At 37.5% G+C, this 25,081-nt stretch carries 24 protein-coding genes; 14 read left to right on the top strand and 10 right to left on the bottom strand.

The genetic code is table 11. The features are described 5' to 3' along the window. Positions 1-36 precede the first annotated feature (36 nt). Entirely contained in the window at positions 37-1,941 is a 1,905-nt protein-coding gene (gene dxs / locus KIP84_RS02060) for a 1-deoxy-D-xylulose-5-phosphate synthase (RefSeq protein WP_130119856.1), read from the bottom strand. 303 nt (positions 1,942-2,244) lie between these two features. Between dxs and ribA the strand changes: the two genes are divergently transcribed. The 3 genes from ribA (at position 2,245) to aroE (ending at position 4,894) form a co-directional block, all read left to right on the top strand. Beyond that, positions 2,245-2,847 carry a GTP cyclohydrolase II gene (gene ribA / locus KIP84_RS02055; RefSeq protein WP_002116908.1) on the top strand — a complete coding sequence of 201 codons (603 nt, stop codon included), beginning with the start codon at positions 2,245-2,247 and terminating at the stop codon, positions 2,845-2,847. 128 nt (positions 2,848-2,975) lie between these two features. Continuing rightward, positions 2,976-3,926, top strand: coding sequence for an oxygen-dependent coproporphyrinogen oxidase (gene hemF / locus KIP84_RS02050; protein WP_213689243.1), 951 nt, complete (start codon positions 2,976-2,978; stop codon positions 3,924-3,926). 179 nt (positions 3,927-4,105) lie between these two features. Next, positions 4,106-4,894, top strand: a complete 789-nt coding sequence (aroE, locus tag KIP84_RS02045; protein ID WP_202724345.1) for a shikimate dehydrogenase — start codon at positions 4,106-4,108, stop codon at positions 4,892-4,894. 44 nt (positions 4,895-4,938) lie between these two features. Here the strand turns inward: aroE and KIP84_RS02040 are convergent, their stop codons facing one another. Beyond that, positions 4,939-7,242 carry a hypothetical protein gene (locus KIP84_RS02040; protein WP_213689242.1) on the bottom strand — a complete coding sequence of 768 codons (2,304 nt, stop codon included), beginning with the start codon at positions 7,240-7,242 and terminating at the stop codon, positions 4,939-4,941. 257 nt (positions 7,243-7,499) lie between these two features. Between KIP84_RS02040 and KIP84_RS02035 the strand changes: the two genes are divergently transcribed. Then, a complete protein-coding gene (locus KIP84_RS02035) occupies positions 7,500-9,323 on the top strand; it encodes an acyl-CoA dehydrogenase C-terminal domain-containing protein (RefSeq protein WP_064786488.1) in 1,824 nt (607 codons plus the stop codon). Between the two features lie 67 nt (positions 9,324-9,390). Here KIP84_RS02035 and KIP84_RS02030 read toward each other — a convergent pair whose 3' ends face one another. Beyond that, the gene (locus KIP84_RS02030) at positions 9,391-10,038 is read right to left on the bottom strand and encodes a hypothetical protein (protein WP_213689241.1); all 648 of its coding nucleotides are present in this window, start codon (positions 10,036-10,038) and stop codon (positions 9,391-9,393) included. Between the two features lie 248 nt (positions 10,039-10,286). Between KIP84_RS02030 and KIP84_RS02025 the strand changes: the two genes are divergently transcribed. Next, positions 10,287-10,541: a PspC domain-containing protein gene (locus KIP84_RS02025; protein ID WP_002116779.1), complete on the top strand. Its 255-nt coding sequence runs from the start codon at positions 10,287-10,289 to the stop codon at positions 10,539-10,541. 63 nt (positions 10,542-10,604) lie between these two features. Here KIP84_RS02025 and KIP84_RS02020 read toward each other — a convergent pair whose 3' ends face one another. The 4 genes from KIP84_RS02020 to KIP84_RS02005 all read right to left on the bottom strand — a co-directional run bounded on the left by KIP84_RS02020 (position 10,605) and on the right by KIP84_RS02005 (position 14,369). Continuing rightward, on the bottom strand, positions 10,605-11,705 hold the full coding sequence (locus tag KIP84_RS02020; protein ID WP_213689240.1) for an HPP family protein: 1,101 nt from the start codon (positions 11,703-11,705) through the stop codon (positions 10,605-10,607). 132 nt (positions 11,706-11,837) lie between these two features. Next, on the bottom strand, positions 11,838-12,635 hold the full coding sequence (locus KIP84_RS02015; protein ID WP_213689239.1) for a TIGR03915 family putative DNA repair protein: 798 nt from the start codon (positions 12,633-12,635) through the stop codon (positions 11,838-11,840). A gap of 2 nt (positions 12,636-12,637) precedes the next feature. Continuing rightward, positions 12,638-13,900 carry a putative DNA modification/repair radical SAM protein gene (locus KIP84_RS02010; RefSeq protein WP_213689238.1) on the bottom strand — a complete coding sequence of 421 codons (1,263 nt, stop codon included), beginning with the start codon at positions 13,898-13,900 and terminating at the stop codon, positions 12,638-12,640. A 109-nt stretch (positions 13,901-14,009) separates the two neighbouring features. Further along, on the bottom strand, positions 14,010-14,369 hold the full coding sequence (locus KIP84_RS02005; protein WP_228308302.1) for a lysozyme inhibitor LprI family protein: 360 nt from the start codon (positions 14,367-14,369) through the stop codon (positions 14,010-14,012). An 86-nt stretch (positions 14,370-14,455) separates the two neighbouring features. Here KIP84_RS02005 and KIP84_RS02000 point away from each other — a divergent pair, with 86 nt between their 5' ends. The 5 genes from KIP84_RS02000 (at position 14,456) to KIP84_RS01980 (ending at position 19,603) form a co-directional block, all read left to right on the top strand. Next, positions 14,456-14,881: a hypothetical protein gene (locus KIP84_RS02000; RefSeq protein ID WP_032036682.1), complete on the top strand. Its 426-nt coding sequence runs from the start codon at positions 14,456-14,458 to the stop codon at positions 14,879-14,881. 89 nt (positions 14,882-14,970) lie between these two features. Continuing rightward, on the top strand, positions 14,971-15,948 hold the full coding sequence (gene glyQ, locus KIP84_RS01995) for a glycine--tRNA ligase subunit alpha (RefSeq protein WP_002044989.1): 978 nt from the start codon (positions 14,971-14,973) through the stop codon (positions 15,946-15,948). Beyond that, the gene (gene glyS / locus KIP84_RS01990; protein ID WP_213689237.1) at positions 15,948-18,017 is read left to right on the top strand and encodes a glycine--tRNA ligase subunit beta; all 2,070 of its coding nucleotides are present in this window, start codon (positions 15,948-15,950) and stop codon (positions 18,015-18,017) included. The genes glyQ and glyS overlap by 1 nt, the downstream gene beginning before the upstream one ends. A 72-nt stretch (positions 18,018-18,089) precedes the next feature. Then, positions 18,090-19,127, top strand: coding sequence for a hypothetical protein (locus KIP84_RS01985; RefSeq protein ID WP_002044980.1), 1,038 nt, complete (start codon positions 18,090-18,092; stop codon positions 19,125-19,127). Further along, positions 19,124-19,603 (top strand): hypothetical protein, encoded by a 480-nt coding sequence (locus KIP84_RS01980; protein ID WP_002045004.1) that lies wholly within the window; start codon positions 19,124-19,126, stop codon positions 19,601-19,603. Before KIP84_RS01985 ends, KIP84_RS01980 begins: the two co-directional genes overlap by 4 nt. A gap of 152 nt (positions 19,604-19,755) precedes the next feature. Here KIP84_RS01980 and KIP84_RS01975 read toward each other — a convergent pair whose 3' ends face one another. Further along, positions 19,756-20,040 (bottom strand): YciI family protein, encoded by a 285-nt coding sequence (locus tag KIP84_RS01975; protein ID WP_213689236.1) that lies wholly within the window; start codon positions 20,038-20,040, stop codon positions 19,756-19,758. Between the two features lie 67 nt (positions 20,041-20,107). Then, positions 20,108-21,010 (bottom strand): DMT family transporter, encoded by a 903-nt coding sequence (locus KIP84_RS01970; RefSeq protein ID WP_213689235.1) that lies wholly within the window; start codon positions 21,008-21,010, stop codon positions 20,108-20,110. 108 nt (positions 21,011-21,118) lie between these two features. Between KIP84_RS01970 and KIP84_RS01965 the strand changes: the two genes are divergently transcribed. Both KIP84_RS01965 and KIP84_RS01960 read left to right on the top strand, forming a co-directional pair. After that, entirely contained in the window at positions 21,119-21,985 is an 867-nt protein-coding gene (locus KIP84_RS01965; protein WP_213689234.1) for a LysR family transcriptional regulator, read from the top strand. Positions 21,986-22,220: 235 nt separating this feature from the next. After that, positions 22,221-22,931: an amino acid racemase gene (locus tag KIP84_RS01960; RefSeq protein ID WP_213689233.1), complete on the top strand. Its 711-nt coding sequence runs from the start codon at positions 22,221-22,223 to the stop codon at positions 22,929-22,931. A 36-nt stretch (positions 22,932-22,967) separates the two neighbouring features. On the opposite strand, the gene KIP84_RS01955 is transcribed toward KIP84_RS01960, so the two are convergent. Continuing rightward, a complete protein-coding gene (locus tag KIP84_RS01955; RefSeq protein WP_213689232.1) occupies positions 22,968-23,864 on the bottom strand; it encodes a LysR substrate-binding domain-containing protein in 897 nt (298 codons plus the stop codon). Positions 23,865-24,034: 170 nt separating this feature from the next. Between KIP84_RS01955 and KIP84_RS01950 the strand changes: the two genes are divergently transcribed. Next, positions 24,035-24,454, top strand: coding sequence for a hypothetical protein (locus KIP84_RS01950; protein ID WP_017481690.1), 420 nt, complete (start codon positions 24,035-24,037; stop codon positions 24,452-24,454). Between the two features lie 95 nt (positions 24,455-24,549). Next, complete coding sequence (locus KIP84_RS01945; RefSeq protein WP_213689231.1) at positions 24,550-24,984, top strand: hypothetical protein; 435 nt, start codon at positions 24,550-24,552, stop codon at positions 24,982-24,984. Positions 24,985-25,081 lie beyond the last annotated feature (97 nt).

Raw genomic sequence — 25,081 nt, 5'->3', positions numbered from 1 at the left:
TAGGGGAAAAAATGTTTCAAAAATTTTATTAAAGACTTAAACCACCTGATTTAGCTTAAGCCAAGCTCGTTCAATTGAGTTCAAAATACCTTTAGCATCTAAGCCACAATCTTGTAGCATTTGGCCATGTGACGCTTGCTGCAAGAACAAATCTGGCAGACCTAAATTAATGATAGGTTTAACAATTTGTTCTTGTGCCATGAACTCATTTACTGCACTGCCTGCACCACCCATAATCGCGTGTTCTTCAACAGTGACAAATAATTGTGTATGTTCAGCCAAATCACGAATAATTTTTTCATCAAGTGGTTTCACAAAACGCATATTTACAACACGCACACCAACATCATGTTTTTGTGAAAATTGCTCAGCAGCTTCTATGGCAACCATAACGCGACTACCAAACGCTAAAATCGTAATCTGCTCATCACAAGCAGGTTTAATTTCAGCAATGACTTCTGCCTTGCCTAATTCAATAGCAGTTAGCTCTTGCTGAATTTCAACACCTACCCCAGCACCACGAGGGTAACGTACTGCTGCTGGCCCATTATAAGCATAGGCAGTATGCAACATCTGGCGGCATTCATTTTCATCTTTTGGTGCCATGATGACCATGTTCGGAACTGTACGCATATATGCATAGTCATATGCACCAGCATGAGTTGGACCATCTTCACCAACCAAACCAGCACGGTCAATACCGAAAGTTACATCAAGATTTTGTAATGCAACATCATGAATAAGTTGGTCGTAACCACGTTGCAAGAATGTTGAATAGATTGCAACAACAGGTTTTAACCCTTCACACGCCATTCCTGCTGCAAGTGTTACTGCATGCTGTTCAGCAATTGCAACATCGAAGAAACGTTTTGGAAATTCTTTAGCAAACTTAACCATGCCCGAGCCTTCACACATGGCTGGAGTAATCGCTAATAAACGTTCATCCTGTGCAGCTTCATCACACAACCATTGACCAAATACATCAGAATATTTTGGTGGCGTTTTACCTGCTGAAGTCGCATTAATTTTGCCAATTGCATGATAGGTAATTGGGTCAGCTTCTGCCGGAGTAAAGCCTTTACCTTTTTTAGTATAGACGTGGACTAAGCGTGGACCTTTACGCTTTTTCAATGCATTAAATACTTGAACGAGTTGATTTACATCATGTCCATCAAAAGGACCGAAGTAGTCAAAACCAATTGCTTTAAATAAATTATCGGCCGCATCTGTTGCCGATTGATGTAAACGAGAGTTGTACGTCCATTTCGGATGCGGCTGTACATAAGCCTCACCATGTTCATCGACATTAACTAAATGACCTTTTTCCCAAATTGCAGCTAAATGCTTAGCAAAACCACCTGTACTGCAAGAAATCGACATGTCATTGTCATTAAGTACAACAATTAAATCGGCATCGTGTGCAACAGCATCGTTCATGGCTTCAAATGCCATACCTGCTGTCATTGCGCCATCACCCACAATACAAACCACTTCACATGGGTCATTTTGATAGCGACGTGCTAAAGACATTCCCAAACCTGCCGAAATTGCAGTTGATGAATGCCCTACTCCAAAAGTATCAAAAACTGATTCTTCTCTAGCTGGAAATGCTGCTAAACCGTTTTTAGCACGGATTGTTGTCATTTGCTCACGGCGACCAGTCAAGACTTTATGGGGGTACGCCTGATGTCCTACATCCCAAACTAATCGGTCATTTGGAGTATTAAAGCAATAATGCAGCGCAACCGTCAGCTCAACCACGCCGAGGTTAGCACCGAAATGGCCACCACTCTGGCCTGCTGCATATAAAATATATTGACGCAACTCATCAGCCACTTGAACCAATTGGCTATGCTCGAGCTGACGTAATTGTTGAGGATGATCAATTGCATCTAACAATGGCGTAACAGGGCGTTGAGTTGGAATTTCGGTATACAACATATGTGGCAAAGCCTTTATAAGCCTGGCAAATCCTAAGCTGGGTCAAAATGGGTCGATCATACAATCGAATGAAGTCACCTTCAATCAGCCACATTTGCGAACGAGGTCATGCAAAGCAGTCTCTCATACAGTATGGGTATGGTTGGCAGATTATCCTGAATAATCTGACTATTTATCAACTATTATCGTCTTCTTTATACAAAAAAGAAAACCTTAGTGCTCAAAATGATTATGACAATTCGACCAATCTCCCAGCATTACGCTATACTTTAAACCGTTTTCGGTTAAAAGATGAGTTAATCTGTGCCTATAGAGTTCATTGCAACATCAAAACTCCCGACTGCTTTTGGTGAATTCAATATTTCTGTGTTTCAAGATCCAGTATCAGGTGAAGAACATGTGGCACTGTCTAAAGGGTTAGAAAATCCACCCACAGGCCCTGTTTTAGTACGTGTTCATTCAGAATGCTTAACAGGTGATGCTTTTGCGTCATTAAAATGTGACTGCGGCCCTCAATTACAGGCAACTCAAAAGCTCATTAACGAAGCAGGTCAAGGCGTTATTTTATATTTACGCCAAGAAGGCCGTGGTATTGGGCTTACGAATAAAATTCGTGCGTATGCCTTACAAGATCAAGGTCATGACACGGTAGATGCAAATTTACTTTTAAATTTGCCAGCTGATGCGCGCCGTTATGACATGTGTAGCATTATGCTCGATCACTTAAAAGTAAAAGAAGTTAAGTTAATTACTAACAATCCTTTGAAAATTCAGGCACTCAAGGATCAAGGTATTAATGTGGTTGGTCGTGTTCCGTTAACGGTTGGACGTAATCCTTTTAATGAACAATATTTAAAAACTAAACGTGAACGCATGGATCACCTTTATCAAAAAGATGATTTCTAAAACAAAATTATAAACTTAAAAATAATTGGAAGGGATTTTTAAGACATTTCTTAAAAATCCCTTACTTTTTTTATGGTTTTGTGTTTTGATGTATCTATCTCCTATCTCAATCATCTTTGAGGGTCACTATGCAACATCCGACTTCAACAGATATTCAACGTGTCCGCGAATTTCTCCTCGATTTACAAGCCCGTATTTGTGCTGGTTTAGAACAACAAGAAAAAGCTGGCGGTGGTACGGGTGAATTCATTATTGATGATTGGGAACGTCCAGAAGGTGGTGGTGGTCGTTCACGAGTTTTACAAAATGGCACCGTGATTGAAAAAGGTGGTGTGATGTTTTCTCACATCAACATTAGTAAACTGCCCGCTTCTGCTACAGAAAGACATCCTCAAATTGCTGGTGCCAAAGCACAAGCGCTTGGTGTGTCATTAGTCATTCACCCTAAAAACCCGAATATTCCAACCTCCCATGCCAATGTACGTTTATTCGTTGCAGAGCCTGAAGGACAAGATCCAATTTGGTGGTTTGGCGGTGGTTTTGACTTAACACCGTTCTATCCAGATGAACAGGATGTTATCGACTGGCATCAAGCCGCATATGACCTATGCCAGCCTTTTGGTGACAATGTCTACGCTGAACATAAAAAATGGTGTGATGACTATTTCTATCTAAAACATAGAGATGAACAGCGTGGTGTCGGTGGTTTATTCTTTGATGATTTAAATTGCTGGGATTTCGAAACCTGCTTTAAATATATCCAAGCTGTAGGCAATGGTTATTTAAATGCCATTCTGCCAATTTTTGAAAAACATCGTGAACAGCCTTATACCGAAGCTCAACGAGAGTTCCAGCTTTACCGTCGTGGTCGTTATGTCGAATATAATTTAGTCTATGACCGCGGAACATTGTTTGGCTTACAAACAGGTGGACGTATTGAGTCTATTTTAGTAAGCCTGCCTAATCTTGCAGCTTGGTCATATCGTCCACAATGGGATGAAGACTCACCAGAGAAACGTTTAACTGACTATTACTTAAAACCACGTGATTGGTTAAACCTAAAAGAAAAAGTTGCTTAATTTTTTGCTTTTCGGAGATTCTTTGGCTTCCACCCTAAAGAATCTCCTTTTTTATTTCCAATTTTCCAAAACTCATTCAAATATTTTTTCTTATTAAAATTTGGCTTATAGTGAGGCCTGCTGAAAATTCAGTACAGACTTTATCTGCCTCATGCCATTTTAAAATTTTGGATATAAGAATGACCAAACAGTTTGCAGTAATTGGCAACCCCATCGAACAATCACGCTCTCCTGAATTGCATCATGCTTTCGCTCAAAAAACAGGTGTTGACCTAGACTACCAAAAACGTCTCGCGCCTCTTGATGGTTTTGAGCCGAGTATGCGTAGTTTCTTTGAAAATGGCGGAAGTGGCATGAATGTTACCGTGCCGTTTAAAGAACAGGCGTTTGCTTTGTGTGATGTGCTGACTGAACGTGCTCAAATTGCCAAAGCTGTAAATACACTTTGGATGGAAAATGGCAAATTGTATGGTGATAATACAGATGGCCAAGGCTTAGTTGCAGCAATTCAAGCTTTAGATTGGAACCTAGAAAATACAACTATTTTAATTTTAGGTGCTGGTGGTGCAACTCGTGGTGTTATTTACCCGCTTGTGCAGGCTGGCGCTAAAAAGATTGTGATTGCAAACCGAACTTTCGCTCGTGCAGAGCAACTTGTAGATGACTTAAAAGCAGCAGTCCCGCAAGCTCAATTACAAGCAATTTCTCTAAATGAGCTAGAAGGGAAATTTGATATTGTAATTAATGCAACTTCTGCAAGCCTATCTGGTGATGCATTACAACTACCAGAAAATTTAGAGTTCAAATATGCCTATGAGATGGCCTACGGCAAGCCATCTAGCTTTCTTGATCAAGCCAAACAGCGCAATGTACCTTATGCGGAAGGTTTTGGCATGCTCGTTGGTCAGGCCATTGAAGCTTTCTATATTTGGAATGGCGTAAAGCCAGAATTAAAAGATTTTCTATAAGTCAAAAAAGAACCTACTTAAGTAGGTTCTTTTTATCTCAGCTATTATTTTTTTGCTGCAACCATCTGCTTATAAACATCTCGGAAAATCTCATAATCAATAAATTCATTATGTTCAGGTTTTAAATTCTGAATTGTTTTTTCCGTAAGTTGCTGTTTGCGAGCAGCGACATAAACTTTACCTAAAATATCAGCTGTTTCTGACAACAAGTGTTTTTCTTCGTCAGAACTACCATTTTGTTTTTCAAACTCTAATTGATACTGTTTTGAGAAAAGCTCTGCAGGTTGCTTATATTGTTTCTGTAGTTTTTGCCATGCTTCACGTCCAGCTTCACCTTGTATTGTTGTGATCACAATATGGTCCACAGCTCGGCCTAAGTCATTATCAAATTGGTCTTCTTGCTCAAGATGATGCTTTTTCTGCAACGCCTCAATACGTTCTAAAGCTTTACCTTGTGGGTTATAGGTTTCCTCTTCAGAGAACCAGTAAGCATAAACCTCGGCAATTTCTTGCAACTGTTGAACTGAATAATAATGAATATATGACGGTTTTTCGGCAGTTAATTTTGCAATAAACACAGCCTTATAAGTTTTGTCATAAGTATGCGTTGCATCATAAGTTTTATCTGCAAGCACAGCCAGATTTGCATCTAAATCTTGCACATCGCTATGGATGCCCACAGGATGCTCTAAAACATCACTTTGCCCAAGCTTTTCGCCAAAACCTTTAATAAAGTTTTCAAGCATAGAACCTTTACTTGCTTCAGCTACAGACTTAGCTTGTTTAAGCTGCTGCTGATCAATTGAAGTCGCTTTACCATAATTGAGAATTTGCATATCTGCTTTAATATTAAAGCGGTGCTTAAACTCAGCTGGCGTATAATCGACATCGTAGTCCATATTAACTGCACGGCCTTTGTCATCTAAAGCTACATCAATTGTGATAGGGTTTCTTTGCTTCGGTAAAGCTTGTTCAATTTCATCCTTATGTTTTAACCAAAGAGTTTTAAATGCTTCATCATTAATAAACTGGTTTTGGTTATAAGCTTCAAAAGTTTGCTTTAAAGCGTCCTGACGAGACTTGATTTGCGCTTTTTGGATACTTGTATCGCTCTGATCTAGCACATCAATACCGTAGATCTGACAATAATTAATATCACCTAAAGCGACTGGTTTTTTAAATGATTTTAATTCAATACATTGATCTTCAGTCAGTGCAACTACTTCTTCATTTTTTGAAGTTTGTTCAGCCTCTGCTACAGCCACATCACCTGCCTCGTCACTAGAAGCAGATTCTACTTCCTCATCTTCAGAAGTAGAGGTATTACCTAAATGAGCATTAACAAGTGAGTACAACTGTTGACTAACAGCAGCGGCATCATCAGAAGAAACTTTTTGTTCTTCTTTACCAGCAGTGCCTTTTTTCGCATCAGAAGAAGCAATCTCTGCGGCAAGCGTTTCAGCAAGTTTTTCCTCATCAACACCTAAAACACTTTTTTGAAGATATTTTTCATTGACTTGCCCGTACAAATCTACTTCTAAAAGCAATTGCTCAACCGTCGTTTTTAAACGAATTTTTTCAACCGCACCCGCTTTACGATCAGCCTCAGTCAACGATACACGTTGTAAGTTTTGCGGTTCAGCTAATCGGTATGAAACAGCACTTGAAGCTTTAAGATATTCAATAAACTTTTTCATATCGACATTTTTAAAGAAGGCTTTATATTTTGAGAAATCAATATAGGCCAAATTATTTTGATTATCTTTATTGACCAGATATGGCATCAAACCAAAATAATTTATGTAAAACTTATAATTCTCAAGGTCAAGCACCATTGGCAATTTTGCCTGAACTAAAAGTGTCGGTTTTTCATATTTGGCAGTTAAATTAAATGAACCCATTTTTTGACGATAATGTATTGAGCCGTCATAACTAAACTGCAAATCATTTAACAAATTAAATAATACGGCATTAATTTTTTCAGAACGTGCCGATGAAGTCAGTCCCAAATCACCTTGTTCATTTGCAATCGCTGCATATAAGGTTTGTTTCTGTGCCCGACTTAAGGCAACTTTTTGCTCACGTAAATATTGATCAACTTTCTTTTGTAATTCAGCATCTAACTTAGAAGTATTCTCAGCTTTTACATTTTGTTTTATTTGTGAGGGATCAACGGTAATTTTAAAGTTTCCGCGATAATCATAACTCGGGTATTCATACATCGCATTAACACTTTGAATAGCTTTTTGCTCTAAACTCGCAGATGCCACCTGTGGACGCACATTGTGTTGTGTACATGCAGTCAAGCCCAAACTAAATAAACATAAACTGAGATATTTTAAATGCATAACCTTTTTTAAAACCTTATCGCTTTATCTTTTTAACAAAACTTGCTAAAAATAAGAAAATTAGTTGTTTTTTCACATAAAAGTATAAGTCCCGACTTTAGCAGAAATTATAATTTCAGGTGTATTTATTTTCGACAAAATTCGCTTTTCTGACATTTCTTTCGGGTGCGATTAACATTGTATTTTTATCATGCGAGTGAATAATCAAACCATCGATTCAGATAATCCCACAATGATTCAAAATTAGGATTAAAGCCATGCCAGCATATAAAGCTCCGCTACACGATATCCGCTTCTTAATGAATGAAGTACTAGACTATCCTGCCCACTACAAAACTTTATCGAACGGTGAAAATGCAGATCCTGATACAGTAGATATGATTCTTGAAGGTGCGGCAGATTATTGTGAAAACGTATTGTCGCCACTTAACCAATCTGGTGATGAAGAAGGTTGCCATTTTGACAACGGCGAAGTAACTACTCCTAAAGGCTTTAAAGAAGCTTATGACCAATTCGTAATGGGCGGTTGGCAAGGTCTTTCTTACCCAGAAGAATTTGGTGGTCAAGGCCTTCCAATGTCTTTAAATCTGATTAAATCAGAGATGATGGGTACTGCAAACTGGTCATTTACCATGTACCCAGGTTTAAGCTCTGGTTGTATGAATACTATTTTGCAATTCGGTACTGATGAGCAAAAACAAACATATATGCCTAAGCTTGTTGAAGGTACTTGGAGCGGCACAATGTGCTTAACCGAACCTCAATGTGGTACAGACTTAGGACAGGTAAAAACTAAAGCTGAACCTCAAGCAGATGGTACTTATAAAATCACTGGTACAAAAATCTTCATTTCTGCTGGTGAACACGATCTAACTGAAAACATCATTCACATCGTACTCGCACGCCTTCCAGATGCACCTGCTGGTACTCGTGGCATCTCATTATTCATCGTACCAAAATTCATGCCTACAGCTGATGGCGGTGTTGGTGAGCGTAATACAGTGGCTTGTGGTTCAATCGAACACAAAATGGGGATCCGTGCTTCTGCAACTGCGGTACTCAACTTTGATAATGCAACTGGTTATTTAATCGGTGAAGTGAACAAAGGCCTACATGCAATGTTTACCTTCATGAATACAGCACGTATTGGTACTGCTGTTCAAGGTATTGCACACGCTGAGCTATCTTTCCAAGGCGCATTACCATATGCCAAAGATCGTATGTCAATGCGTGCGCTTTCTGGTAAAAAAGATCCAGATAAAGTTGCTGATGCAATTATTCACCATGCAGACGTACGTCGTATGCTGTTAACTCAAAAAGCAATCGCTGAAGGCGGTCGCTCAATGATTTACTACGCTGCTCAAATCGCTGATAAAATGACAGACGCTTTAGCACGTGGTGATCAAGCTGCTTTTGAAGACTACGATGATAAACTTGGTTTCTATACACCAATTTTAAAAGGTTTCTTAACTGAACTTGGTTTAGAAGCTGCTAACCACGGTATGCAAGTTTACGGTGGCCATGGCTACATTAAAGAATGGGGTATGGAGCAAATTGCACGTGATGCACGTATTGCGACCTTGTATGAAGGAACAACTGGCGTTCAAGCACTCGACTTGATTGGCCGTAAAGTGTTGTTAAGTTCAAAAGGTAAAGTAGTACGTGAATACACTGCTGAAATCTTAAAATTCTGTGCTGCACATGCACGTAATAAATATTTACGTCGTTTTGCTTGGGACTTAACTAAACTTTGTGCTCAGTGGAACACTTTAACAGTTCGTATCATGCTTGCTGCACGTAAAGACCGTGACATCGTATCTTCTGCTTCTGTAGATTTCTTAATGTTCTCAGGTTACGTGATGATGGCTTATTTCTGGGCTCAACAAGCTGTAGTTGCTTCTGAAAAATTAGAAGCAGGTAACGGCCAAGAAACTGCTGAATTCTATAAAGCAAAAATCAAAGTTGCTGATTTCTACTTCGACCGTTTATTACCGCGTGCTCAAGGTCATGCAGAATCAATGGTGACTACATCTCGCACATTAACATCATTACCAGTGGAACACTTTAGCTTCGATTACTAATCATTGTTAAATAGTGAAACGAAAAAGAGCGCAATATAAATTGCGCTCTTTTCATATAAAGAGGTATCTATTCTTTAGTTAAAACATAAGCCTGATTTGGAACAAAATAGTTTTGCTCTAAAAACTCACGATTTTTTCCATAGTCGCTATAAAGTAATTTTTCTAAATTCGTGACCAATTTTTTATTTGAATCAAGATTAAAATAAAAATTAACTTTAGATAATGGACATTGAATTGTTAGCTCGCGCTCTTTTTCATCTACTTTCCAATTTAGAGTAGGACATAACTGATTTACAGCGGCACTTTTAGCACCGTCCTTACTTCCCACACGACCAAAATGGACAACATTCCAATAAGCTGACCCATTTGGTAATAAATTTAAAATGTATTCTGCTTCGCCTGATTCACAATCAGCAAAAGCATCCTCGCATGAAATACGAGTGTGATATCGCCCTACATATTGCAATGAGGCTGCGTTTAATTTTTGGGTTTGATCTGAGGTATCTTCAGGTAAAAAAGTTCGTCCAGCGACATAATCCAATGTTTTTATAGACGTACTACTTTTTATTAAGTTTTCTTCATGATTAGAACTAGAACTTGTAGTTGAGTGATCTTTTGAATTGGTATGGTTTATATCGCAAGCACTGAGTGTCATGCACATCGCAGCCACTACAACCACATGCTTAACTGAAAAACGAGACCACTTCAAAGACATATACATTATTCACAGATAACAGCTACAGCTACATTTACGATTCAAATCAAGTATTAGCTGATTGCCGCTTTAAACTCTTAAGCCCTGAAAGGGTGCATTTTAGTAGATGTTAGTTTCGTTCATTTCAATCCTTTACATATTTTAACTATTTTACTTTTTAAAGGACTTTAAACCCGTTATTTCGTCTCCATATTTTTATTAAGCAAGAGTAATAGCTTCTTGTAACTTTTATCTTTAAGGAGAATTAGATGGCCAGTTCTGGTTTATATCGCTCGAACCGACACAGCATGATCGCCGGTGTAATGGGTGGTATTGCTGAACGTTTTGGTTGGAACGTAACTTTACTACGTGTCATTTTTGTTTTGATCTCAATTATGAGTGCTGCCTTTCCAGGAATTTTAGTTTATCTGGTTTTATGGTTAGTGATTCCTAAAAAACAGCCAGAACATATTGAAGGCTATCGACAATCCGTCCGAACAGTAAATGAAGAACAAGTACGTTAATTAATAACTTTGGTCGCTACGGTTGCATCCCCTAATCAACCGTAGCTTTTTTTATTCTAGAAATTATAGCTTTCGATTTAACTGTTGCTGCAATGCAGCAATCATATCTGCACGGCTAATCATTCCTATAAGCTTACGATCTTCAACAACAGGAATGTAATTAAAAGACTTTTCAACAAAGTATGGCACCAAATCTTGAATAGGTTGAGTTGGCAGTACGGTAACCACCCTACGGCTCATAATTTGTTTTACATAATGCTGCCAAGAATTCCTTGGGTCGGCTGCACCTTTAAACCACTCTACGACTTCATATAACGCTAAAGTTCCGACCAAATGGTTTTCTGCATTTACTACAGGTAGGCTCATTAAGTTCACTTGTTTAAACTTATCGAGTGCCTGATGAATATCATCATCTTCATGTAGTTTAATCACATCTCGGCTCATAATATCCTGACAGATATATTTATTTACCATACGCTCATTGGCATGTTCCTGAGCTTCTAAAATGATTTTTTCTAAATCATATTGGCTAATATCTAAAAGTTCAGTGTGATGCCCTAATGCATACTCAATATCTTTCGGCTGAATTGATACTTTTTGAGTTGGCGTTGGGTCTTTACTACGTTCATTTAAATGTGCGGTAACCGGATAATGTCGCCCAATCAATCGATTAAAGAAAACAGCAAACCCAAGTAGAAGTAACGAATTGAGTAAAACTGGATAAAAAATAAAATAAAAGCCCAACTTATGAATTGCTGCACCACCCAACACGGCTGTAATCGCAACCGCCCCACTCGGCGGGTGCAAAGAGTCTGTGGTCATCATTAAAAATATGGCAAAACCTACCGCGACACTAAAAGCTGTGGTTAAATCTGGAATCCACTGTGCACAGGCAACACCAATTATGCCGGCTAAGGTATTACCAACAATTACATTCCATGGTTGGGCCAAGGGACTGGTCGGCACAGCAAAAAGAAGAACAGATGAGGCACCCATTGGGGCGATGTACCATGCATTAATTCCCCCGAGAACATACCAGCTAATTAAGGAGGAAATTGCTAAACCACACAACGCTCCAATACCGCAAAGTAACCGTTCTTTTAAGGGTAAAACCTTAAAATTTGGCTTTAAAATCTGTAACCATTCTCGCTGTATAACACTCACAGTACACCTTAGGGGATATGCCGTCATTTATAACGGGCAAAAGTATACGCCCAAAGCCACATAAAGTGCATTTAAATTATACCTTTCAACAGTAAGAAAACTGGCTGAACTATTTTTTATGATTTTAAAACTTTAATATTCCATCAATTTTTCATTTAAATAACGCCAGTAACGCTTTGGCAAATATTGCACATGAAGTTTTATATTTTGCCTTTCAGTAATATTTACACTGTTAAAATAATCCTTCCAAAGCTGATCATATAAAACTTCCTGCTCATCAAGCTCAAGCTGAAAGCTTTGGCTCATTCCATTTTTTAAATTGCGGTCAACTTCAGAGGCTTCGAGTGAAACTTCATGTATTTCACGTAAATCATAATAAAGCCCGAACTTGCGTTGCTCGTCATAAATAAGCCAACGCTGATCTTGATAGCGCCGTTTAAAATGCGGCTGAATAAGCGGTAAAACATTAAAATCAGGACGTACTAAACTTAAAAAAAGCTCATCTTTAGTTTTCTTAAACCGAATAAAAGCTTCCATCCGATGCTTCTCTCGCCCGACCTTTTTCGTCCATTGTGCAATCGCTAAAACACTTGGATGTGAATAATCTTTTTCTATGGAAACATGGCTAGTAAACACATAAATACAGTAATTAAATAAATGCTGATAGGCATCTAAAGATTCAGACAAATAAGCAAAATAGAATTGTTTTAACGAAGAAGATGAAAGCTTTTTTTGTAGCGCTGACCAAACACGTTCTGCATGTTGCTCATTATTTGAAACCTCAATTTTATCAGCAAATAAGCCATGTTGAGCCGCATCATTCAAGCAAAGCCTGACCTGTAATTCTTTAAATTGAAATGCACGAAAAACACAGCTCAGCAGCCCAACCATTGAACCATCAAAATAGTAAGTTACTTCATCATTAAACATGGCTAAAACCCAAGGCTTAATTGTGGCGAGAGTTGCTGCACATATTTCGAAGAACCCTGCGTTAAAATCTGCTGCCGAATAAAACTTGAAGAAAGTTCTTTTTGGAACTTTGGACTGTCTTCGCAGCGAATAAAGAATTTTGCACGCTGATAGGCTACACCGAGTTTTTTAAGTAAATCGATATGGATTTTTCCAAAACGGCGAGCCTGCACAATTTTCTTGGCCGATTTCACTCCAATGCCCGGAACGCGCAAAATCATTTGGTAATCAGCACGGTTTAAATCTACTGGAAAATGTTCAGGGTGCCGTAAAGCCCAGCTTAGTTTCGGGTCTACATCAAGGTCTAAGTTTGGATGTTTTTCATTGACGATTTCATTGACCTGAAAACCATAAAAACGCATTAGCCAATCGCTTTGATAGAGTCGGTTTTCACGAAGCAACGGTGGTGCAGAACCAACGGCGGGCAAGTAATTATTTTCGGTATTAATTGGGATATAACCAGAAAAATAGACGCGTTTGAGTTTAAATTCTTTGTAATGCTTGTTTGCCATAAACAAGACATCTTGGTCTGACTCTTGATGGGCCCCCACTACCATTTGTGTGGTCTGCCCTGCTGGCACATACTTTGGGACATGCTTAATGATTTGTCGCTCATCTTTAAGCTGAATGAGCCTGTCACGCACCAAACCTAAATCTTTTTGCACTTCCTGATGTGATTTTTCTGGCGCAAAAGTTTTTAGCCCAATTTCGGTCGGCATCTCTAAATTAATACTCATCCGGTCAGCATATAAACCTGCCTCATGAATCAGTTCAGGTGATGCCCCCGGAATAGTTTTTAGATGAATATAGCCATTAAAATTTTCTTCAAGACGTAACTTTTTTACGACTTGAAGCATACGTTCCATCGTGTGATCGGCCGATTTAAAAATGCCAGAGCTTAAAAATAATCCTTCAATATAATTACGGCGGTAAAAATTGATGGTTAAATCTACGACCTCTTGTACCGTAAATGCTGCACGTTGGACGTCATTGGAACGACGTGAAACGCAATAGGCGCAGTCAAAAATACAAACATTGCTAAATAGAATTTTTAAGAGAGATACACAGCGGCCATCTTCGGTATAGCTATGGCAAATACCCGAATGGCTGGCATCCCCTAGACCTTTATCTTTATTTTTACGGTCACTGCCACTTGATGAACAAGACACATCATATTTAGCAGCATCGGCAAGAATCTGTAGTTTTTCTCGAATGCGATCAGACATATCAAACGACTCATTTATGGCATCGTTTAAAAAATATCATTTTGCATTCTTAAATTTAATCCAATGAAGTAGGCTCAGCGTCATGAGGTGACGTTTAAAATAATCCGTCTTAATTAACGTATTCTTCTAGCTGCTTTACACGCGCTGCATACTCTTGCATTGGGCAATATGAATACATCGGTGAGCCAATGTATGAGCCTGCATTACTACATTCCTGATCTACATAAGCTTTCCAAAGCCGCTGAGATTTTAAAATATCTTGGTAACGCTCTGGCTGTTTGTATTCTTCACTTTGTGTGCGAATTTGATCAATCAGAGCAACTATTTTTTCCTCATAAATCTTTTTAGCTTGTTCAGAACAACTATGCACAACCATATTGTTAATACTCTCAAGCTTCATTTCTTTAATGGTCTGCTCTACACATTGCTTATATTCATCTTGCTCGTCAGCACCGGTCTGCGCATACAACTATGGACTACAAAAAAGGCTGGATAAAACAATGAATTTGCAGCAAAATTTCAGCATAATTTATTCTCGATTCTATAATTTTTAATATGCTTCAATATAACAAAAAAATGATTATTCGCGCACTTGCGCTAGCTCCCATCCCTTTGTTGAGTATATCTGCCTTAGGAATAATCATCTTCAATGCGGAATTTAGTCTTTATTCGGTTGCAGTTATTTTTCTAGCCCATTTCTTATTTTATTTACTTTTTTATGGCCTTCTAGTTATTCCTTTCGCATATATCACTTCATATTTTCTCGTGCGTAAAAATCGTTTAAATCTGATGAGTATTTTTATCTGCGCAACTGTCATCTGGATTTTGATTAGCCCTATTACACGCTTAATTTTTGTCGGTTCATTCCCTTCTCCTTGGTGGCATATTTATAAGATCTATAGTTTTTATCTTATGATTTTATTTACCAGCTTTTGCTACTGGCTAGGCTTGGAATGGCTGAGGCGAAAACAAATAGGCTAAACACATATTCCTGTGATTAAGCCTTTGCCACTCCCCCACAAAATCCTTATACTTAGTGGCAATTTTTCTCATAAATTCGTGGATGCTACATGAGTCGCGCCATCTCGCACATTGATACATTTCAGGGCTTAATTCTTGCCCTACAAAACTATTGGGCCGAACAAGGCTGCGTCGTATTACAACCTTACGACATGGAAATGGGCGCTGGAACATTCCACACCGCAACATTCTTACGTGCTTTAGGGCCTGAGACTTGGAATGCTGCATACGTTCAACCTTCACGTCGTCCAAAAGATGGTCGCTATGGTGAAAACCCGAACCGTTTGCAACACTACTACCAATTCCAAGTGGTGCTTAAGCCAAATCCAGACAACATCCAACAGCTTTATCTTGATTCTTTAAAAGCAATCGGGATTGATACGCTTACTCACGATATTCGCTTCGTAGAAGACAACTGGGAATCTCCAACGCTAGGTGCTTGGGGCTTAGGTTGGGAAGTTTGGCTTAACGGTATGGAAGTAACTCAGTTCACTTACTTCCAACAAGTTGGTGGTGTTGAATGTTACCCAGTAACAGGTGAAATCACTTACGGTTTAGAACGTCTTGCAATGTACCTTCAAGGTGTTGACTCGGTTTATGACCTTGTTTGGACCAAAGGCCAATTTGGTACTGTGACTTACGGCGACGTATTCCATCAAAATGAAGTTGAGCAATCGACTTATAACTTTGAATACGCTCCAGTTGAGAAACTATTTGAACTGTTTGATTTTTACGAATCAGAAGCAAACCGTTTAATTGAAGCAAAACTTTCTCTTCCTGCTTATGAGCAAGTTGTTAAAGCATCTCATACCTTTAACTTGCTAGATGCACGTGGCGCAATTTCTGTGACTGAGCGTCAACGTTACATTTTACGTGTCCGTACTTTAGCGCGTGCTATTGCACAAAGTTATGTACAAGCACGTGCAGAGCTTGGCTTCCCAATGGCAGAACCACACTTGCGTGATGAAGTATTGGCACAGCTAAAAGCACAAGCTGAAAGTGAAGCAGCAAAGGCGGAGAAAAACTAATGAGCAAACATACTGTTTTATTCGAACTTGGCTGTGAAGAACTTCCACCAAAAAGCTTAAAAACGTTACGTGATGCATTACAGGCAGAAACGGTAAAAGGCTTAAAAGATGCAGGTTTAAATTTTGCATCTATTGAAGCTTATGCTGCTCCACGTCGTTTAGCGCTTAAAATTGTCGATATCGATGCTGCTCAAGCTGATACACACAAACGTTTTGATGGCCCTGCTGTTCAAGCGGCTTACGATGCAGAAGGCAAACCAACTAAAGCACTTGAAGGCTTTATGCGTGGCCAAGGTATTACTGTTGAGCAGCTTTCTACTTTCCAAGCAGGTAAAGTTGAAAAAGTTTGCTATTTAAAAGATGTAAAAGGTCAAAGCCTTGACGCTTTACTTCCACAAATTTTACAAACTGCATTAGACAATTTACCAATTGCTAAGCGTATGCGTTCTGCTGCAAGCCGTACCGAGTTTGTACGCCCAGTTAAATGGGTTCTTTTACTCAAAGACGACCAAATTGTTGACGCAACGATTCAAGATCACAAAGCTGGTAATGTGACTTATGGCCACCGTTTCCATGCACCAGAAGCTGTGACTTTAGCACATGCAAATGACTACTTAGCTGTTTTAGAAAAAGCTTATGTTGTTGCGAACTTTGAAAAGCGTCAAGCAACTATTCAAGAACAAGTGAAAAAGCTAGCTGATGAAGTTAACGCGACTGCGATTGTTCCAGCTGACTTACTTGATGAAGTAACAAGTCTAGTTGAATGGCCTGTGGCTTTACGTGCAACTTTTGAAGAACGCTACTTAGCTGTTCCGCAAGAAGCTCTTATTACTACCATGCAAGACAACCAGAAGTATTTCTGCTTGATCAATAGCGAAGGTAAATTACAGCCTTACTTCATTACTGTTTCAAACATTGAGTCTAAAGACCCGACTCAAATTATTGAAGGTAACGAAAAAGTTGTTCGTCCTCGTTTGTCTGATGCTGAATTCTTCTTCTTACAAGATCAAAAGCAACCGCTTGCATCTCGTAAAGAAAAATTAGCAAACATGGTATTCCAAGCACAGCTTGGTACGCTTTGGGACAAATCAACACGTATTGCAAAACTTGCAGTTGCATTATCTTCAATCACTGGTGCAAACCCAGCGGATGCTGAAAAAGCTGCATTACTTGCTAAATGTGACTTAACATCTGAGCTTGTAGGTGAGTTCCCGGAACTTCAAGGTATTGCGGGTACTTACTACGCACGTATTGAAGGTGAAAACACTGAAGTTTCAGAAGCTTTAGGTGAGCAATACTTACCAAAATTTGCAGGTGATGTTTTACCTAAAACCAAAACAGGTACAACGATTGCCCTTGCTGACCGTTTAGATACGCTTGTTGGTATTTTTGGTATTGGACAAGCGCCTACAGGTTCTAAAGACCCATTTGCTCTTCGTCGTTCAGCAATTGGTATCTTACGTTTAATCATTGAAAATGAATTAGACGTAACAATTGAAGAGTTAGTAAATCTTGCGCTTCAAGGTTATGGTGATATCGTTAAAGACCACGACAAAACTCGCGCTGATGCGGTTGCATTCTTGGAAGGTCGTTACCGTGCTAAGTATGAAGACCAAGGCGTTGCTGTTGACGTCCTTCAAGCAGTTCAAGCTCTTGCACCAAAATCTCCACTTGATTTTGACAAGCGCGTAAATGCTGTTAACCACTTCCGTACATTACCTGAAGCTGCTGCACTTGCTGCTGCAAACAAACGTGTTGCTAACATTCTTGCGAAAGAAGCAGCACCAGAAGGTTCTGTCGTTGAAGCGAACTTGGTTGAAGATGCTGAAAAAGCATTATTTGCCGAGCTTCAAACAGTGACTCCTGTGGTTGAACCATTACTTGCAGCAAAAGACTACACAGCTGCCCTTTCTAAGCTTGCAGCACTTCGCGCACCGATTGATGCATTCTTTGATGGTGTCATGGTTATGGCAGATGATGCTGACCTAAAAGCAAACCGTTTACGTTTATTAGCTCAGTTACGTAACTTGTTTACTGCTGTGGCTGATGTGAGTGTATTGCAGGGTTAACTATTTATAATACTTGATCTTTTAAATAAACCCCGCTATAAAATTAGTGGGGTTTATTTTTTAGAATTAATTATGAAAGAAACAGCAAAAGTAACATTATATGAAATCAATAAATGTGGGTTATATAAGCTAAAAAAAGATAATACTCCTGTATTTGGTGATTTAGGTGATCTTTTAAATCAATTTCACACTTGGGCAAAACAAGATGGAATGCTCTTAGCAAATACTTGTACTTATGCTCCGATAGGAACTGACGACTCATATAAAACTTATTGCTATGATATTATCGTTGATAAAGATTTAGTACTTTTAACTACATGGAATGAAACACCAAAAACTAGCGGCAACAAATTGTTAAGCGTAAGTGGTACAGCTACAGTCGGTAACGCTACAATTAACACAGCCTCTATAAAGAAAGGGGACATTCCGGGGTATGCAGCTTATTTTATTTTTTTCACTAATGAAAATAAAATGGCGACTATTAATTTTGACCATTCTTTGAATGGAAGATTAAATTTAGAAAAACTATTTACTGAGTTCATATCCAAAATCTGCTCATATGCTAATTCTAGAATAGAGCAAGATATTGATGGAGATGACATAGAAATAATTGAATATAAGGCAAATCCAGAAGATGAGCCTCAGTTCTTAACTGCTTATTTTGAAACGAAATTAGTTAGAAATAAAACCAATATTGAATATCTTATTACTAATTATGACTTAATCAGAAAAATTCATAAGCATAATGAAATTCCATTCTTTAAATTTGAAAGTCGTGCATATTGGCAAAAGATCCCAGGCATATACAACAAAAAAGATGATGAACTCACAGCAAAATACAGCCTAGAATTTAGATATACTCCCAACTCAGAGGAAGAAATCAGAACTATAATCAATGACTGGCAAGAAAATCATAAAGAAACTAAATGGGAAGACTTAGGATTTACTCTTATTGGAAAGAGCTCTCCAATTTGGCTTAGTGGTACAATAGCTAGAAATGATTTTGAATTAGATATACGGAGAAACAAAAATGAAATTGTCGAACCTATAGATTTATTAACTCAATTAAAGAAAATATCTACTCAAATTTTAAACCTGAAATCTACATGAAATATTTTCTAATTTTCATATTTGTTCTTTTAGTAGTGCCTGTCTTTATCTTTGGACAGGAAATAAACTTAACAGAGCAATTCAAAATTATAGAAAATTTAAAGGCAATCTTTGCAATATTGTTTGCTTTATTTGGTATATGGATTGCTATATGTAATCCTCTTACAAGTGATAGTGAAAAACTTGAAAAAATAAGCTTCGATAAAATTTTAGAAGCTCTTTTTTTATGTATTTTATCTTTAATAATTATCGGCTTTATATTCTTTTTAACTCCAATTTTAAAAAATATAAATTATATTCAATCACATAAAGAGATGTTTAGGGCCATCCTATTTGTTACTGTTTATTTATTAACATTAATTCAAGTTTACACTTTAATTATATCTTTAAAACCCAATGATTTAATAAAAGACTATCTTGACAAAAATAATGAAAGGAAGAAGCTATTAAACCAAAGAACAATCTTAAAAAAATAAAAACTATTTATATATTATAGTAAGGGGAAGTTAATTTCAGTCCCTTAATTAAAATATAATGTGCACAAATATAGCATACGATAAAAATTACTAATCAATATCAAACAATTAACCTAGAGAATTACTTAAATTCAAGTAATTCTCTAATGCAATCAAACAAATTCTTTAATCTCTTCTAAACTTTTCGATGGCTCAAACCACATAAAATCATAATCGGCCACATCATGAATATAAAACGGATCGTTTTTTATAATTTCTTCAGCTTCTTGAATAGAAGAACTTAAAACTAAAATCACCCCACCTACTCTATTTTCCCGGCGCCCCGACGCTAAAAACTTCTTTTGCTCATAGTAATGATCTAAAAATGCGATATGTTCTTTTAGCACTGCATCAACTTCGGCTAACGGTTTTTTATAAGTTAAAGTAACAACAATCATTTCATTCTCTTAAAGCAAGTAGCGCATGACATAGTATTGATCTACAGATTGTTTAATTATCTGTAGCTTATTCGATAGTACGCCTATTCCCCCAATTCATCCATACCAAACTCCCCACAATAATCACTCCACCTAGCAGCACCATCATTGATGGTTTTTCATTTAAGAAAACAACCGCCAAACTCATCGCGACAATCGGCGAACAATACAAAAAATTCGATGCAATCGTTAACGGCATATTTTTAAGTACATATCCCCAAAGCACATACGCCATTGCACTTGGGAAAATACCTAATAGGACAACTGACATATTGGCTTGCCAAGTGGCATGTAAAATTTCACTAGGCAAATAGGCACTATAAAACAGTAAAGGAATGGTCCCGAACCAGATGATGTAGCACATCATGCTCAAGGCATCATAATTTAAAGCAAATTTTTTATATAAATTAAAATAAAGGCCCCACGCAATTGCTGCTAACACTATCAACAAACTGTAAGGGCTCGGCATACCAAAACCATGATCTCCACTAACCACTAACACGGCGCCACAAAGCCCCAATAAAATACATAACCATTGTTTAAAACGGATTTGCTCTTTAAAAAGTAAAGCTGAAATAATAAAAGTGAATAGCGGAATAGATTGACTTAAAATGCTGGAGGCAACCGCAGTCACATATTGCTGCCCTGTATTTATCAGCAAATGATGCAGCGTCACAGAGAAAAATCCTAATACAGCAAGTGCAGGAGCATCTTTCCAATTTAACGGCTGAATGCCTTTTTTCATGACCAAAAGCAGTAAAAAAACCGATGCGATCAAAAAACGAAGCAACGCAATATGCTGCGGTGTATATGAATGCAAGGCACTATGCACACCAATAGGGGAATAACCCCAACAAAAGACGGTCACAGCAATACACAAATAGAGCTTAAATGCGGGAGGCTGGGTTTCGGCAGCAAGAGAAATTGCCATGTTAAATCTGCACTAATGAAATGGAGCTCTTTCATCATATGCGCATAGATAGTTGAATAAAATTAACTTATATTGAGTTAAATATTCATTAAAAGTGAATGATAAAACATGGATATCGCTCAGTTAAAAATGTTCCAAACCGTAGTTGAGTGCGGAACAATGGCAAAGGCATCAATGCAACTACATTGTGTACCCTCCAATATCACAACGCGTATTAAACAACTCGAAGAAGAACTAGGCACACCGCTGTTTTATCGTGAAGGTAAAGCTTTAAAACTCACCCCATCAGGAGAAATCTTTCTCGATTATTGCCATAAAATTTTAGCGCTATGCGATGAGGCAAAACGAAGTATTCATCCAGATGCCCCACCTTCTGGCCCATTAAAAATTGGAGCAATTGAATCTTCTGCTACCACTCGCCTCCCCAATTTACTTGCGAAATATCATCAACGTTTTCCAGAGGTTTCCATTCAAATTATTACAGGCACATGGAAACAGCTATTAGTCGATATTTCTCAGCACAAACTTGATGGGGCAATTGTCGCGGGTAATATCGAGTTTCCGATGCTAAATAAACTGAGTATTTATCAAGAAGAAATTATTTTAATTGCCCCTGCATCTTTCGGTGAAATCCACTGCCAAGAAGATTTGATTGGTAAAGAAATTTTTATGTGGACCGAAGGCTGCCCTTACCGTGCTGCACTTGAAGAATGGCTTAAGCTCAAAAATATTTCGCTTCCCATTACCAGCATTACCAGTTACGCCACAATTATTGGTTGCGTGAGTGCAGGCTCTGGTGTGTCTTTAGTGCCAAAGAGTCTTTTTGAGCAATATAAAAATTTAACCAATATTCGAGGCTATAAATTTGAACATCTTGCCTTTATGCAAAATCAATTTTTTTGGCACAAAAATGTGAGCAACCATAAAGCCAGAGACATGTTTATAGAATTGATTAAATCTGAATTTATCGTTTAGATTTTTTCCTACAACCAACTATCCATGCAAAAATCTATGCTTTATATAAAAGCATGATGCATAAAAAGCATCGCTAAATTTCACATTTTAAAATTTTATAAATATAAAACAACAATTTAATCAAATACCAATTATAACTTTAGAAATAAGTTCTGCATAAGTCATCCGCTTTTTGCAATGATCATAATAAAAATACGCTCATTCTAAACCTATAGAATTTTTTGAGTCGTTCAACATGAATAAAGCAATTGGAATTTTAGGTGGTATGGGACCACAAGCTACGATTGATGCTATGAATAAAATTATTAAAAATACACCAGCACATTGTGATCAAGAACATATTCCTGTCGTTACAGTTTCTATCCCAGATATTCCTGACAGAACTCAATCCATTATAAATCATGATGATAAACCACTCGAGAAAATGGCTGAATATCTTAAAATCTTAGAAGCAGCACAAGTCGGTTGTATCATTATTCCTTGTAATACTGCTCATTTCTGGTTTAACCAACTGCAAAAGCGTACCCAAACTAAAATGATCAGTATTATTGAGTCTGCGGTTCATTTTATTCAAGACAGTCAAATTGATGAGGTGTGTATTCTTGCTACATCTGCCACAATAAACACCGAGCTTTATCAAAGCCAGTTTATTGAAAATAGTATTGGTTTCTCTACTCCTTCGGCTGAAATGCAAAATAAAATAATGCAAAGTATTTACCAATACAAAGCAGGTGATATTAAAAAATCTAAACAAATGATGAAAGAAATTATTAATTTTTATGGTGAAAACAAAAACATAAAATTCCTATTGGCTTGTACAGAAATTCCACTCATTCTAGAAGAGAGTATTGAGGCTTATCCTGAACTATTTATAGACACAACTGATGTACTCATTAAAAATGCAATTGCGTGGTATCAGAATGCTCCTACAGCAAAAGTTGCATAATTAAATAAAAGATAATGCGATTTATGCATAAAAAGTTTAGGCAATTGTCCAATCAATTGCCTTCACAAAACTCCATAAACTTTCAGAAGCTGTATTGAGCCTCGCACTGCTACGATATAAGTAAATATCTACAGATAAAACTGAATCTTTCATAGGCACAATCATAAGTTGATTTTTTTCAAGCTCATCCTGAATGCTGTAATCAGGTAACCACCCTAATCCATATCCCCCTTTAATCATATCTTTAAGCAATAAACTCATTGAAGACACAAAATTTGTCTCAAATTTGTCTGAATGATGCTCTTGAAGAAACTTATTTACTTTTTTACCCATGTAACTGTCATCGGTGTAATTCATGAGCGGAACTGAAGCATCTTCAAGTGAATATTTGGGACGACCTAAATGGTTAGGTGCAGTGACTAAATAAAGCTTTGCTGAAAATAATTTATGGCACAAGAAATGTGGATTCATAAGCTCGTCATCATAAAAAGATGCAATAAAATCACATTGTCCATTTTTAAGAGAATCTACAGTTTCATTTACGTTAATGGCTTCAACATGAAAAATCTTTTCTTGATAGTTTTTTAAATTTCCTAAAATTTTAGGGAAAATATAACCCGCCAATGAGTGAGCAGACGCAATAGTGACTTTACTTCTAACATGATTATCACCTTTAATTCGATCTATATTGAACTCAAAATCATCTAGCAAATTTCTGGCATGTAGAACAAAAAGCTTACCCTTTTCTGTCAACTGTAACGGCGAAGTTTCTCGGTCAAAAACCTCGAATCCCAAACTATTTTCTAGAGCCTGAATACGGCGACTTAGCGAAGACTGTGAAATATTCCTAATATCAGAAGCTACTGTAAAATTTCGGTATTTTTCTAGAATGATCAGATCATATAACCATTTTAATTCTATATTTTGTATCACCTGAAGCTCCAGATCATTCTAGGAATTTAGATATGCTATTTAATTATATTTGAAATGATGATTTATCGTAATCAAATCGTATGGGTTTTATCTCATTGCAGTACAAGCTTTATTTTTAACAGTAAGATCACCTCTTCATCTTTTGATTCTGGTTGGGGAGATTGATCCATATGAAAACCTTACAAGTGTTATGCGTTGCAAGTTCTATATTGGCTTCATCAACCTTATTTGCAGAAACAACACAGCCACAGCAAGTTGTTGAAACGACACCTAAAACACAACCTTATGGTGACAATCCTAGCTTAGGGCGCGTACTGTTGTATAAAACAGGCAAAGGTATACAAAATTTAGGAAACTCTATTCAAGGTGCTTCTGAAAAAACATCGAATAAAATTAGTGAGAAATGGCAAAATACCAAAGAATTCACTGCTGAAAAAGCAGAAGTGGTTCAACAAAAAGCAGATACCGCCAAAGTATTTACCGAACAGAAAATAGAGCAAGCCAAACAAAATATTACCAGTAGCCGAAATGGTGAAAATATTCCGATCGAGCAAGGTGAATTAAGTAAATCGAGCACAACAGCTAACTAATTTTTTGGATAGCGCGATAACTTCGCGCTCTTATAAACACAGATATTCATCTAGAAATAATGTCATTAACTATAAGAAAGTTGGGAATCTGCCTAATGAATAGTCAAAAACTCCTCTTTACAACACTATGCTGCTTAGCATTAAGTGCATGTGCGACCTCTACACCTCCTTCTTCATCTTATTCTCAGGCACAAGTTTTAGAACAAGATACAAATATCGAGGCTTATCCCTCTACCACAGGTAATGTAGCCAAACTCATTAAACAAGATAAACAGGCTTGTATGATTGAATTTACTGGCTATTTAGGGGGCGGACATGTAACTGAGCACTGGACTTTTAATAATAATGGTCTGATTTCAGCGACCTCATCGACTATGCAGTATCCTGATGAATCAGGCATATTAAATCAGGCAACCAACTCTACAACCAAAAGCTCAACGACATTTAATATTCAAGATCCAGAAATTCAGAATAATTTCAAGAAGCTCCAAAACAACTTTAATCCAGCAAATCTAGCAAAGTGTAATTAATACTTTTACATAAAAAGCCCGTTGCAGAAGTTGCCCTTTGCAACGGGTTATAGCCATTTATAAATTTCTTGGACCTAATTTAAAAAATTATAAATAA

The organism is Acinetobacter sp. BHS4, from assembly GCF_018454425.1.
Lineage (GTDB): Bacteria > Pseudomonadota > Gammaproteobacteria > Pseudomonadales > Moraxellaceae > Acinetobacter > Acinetobacter pittii.
The sequence above is the reverse complement of the archived record's forward strand: the minus strand, read 5'-3'. Positions and strand labels throughout refer to the sequence as shown.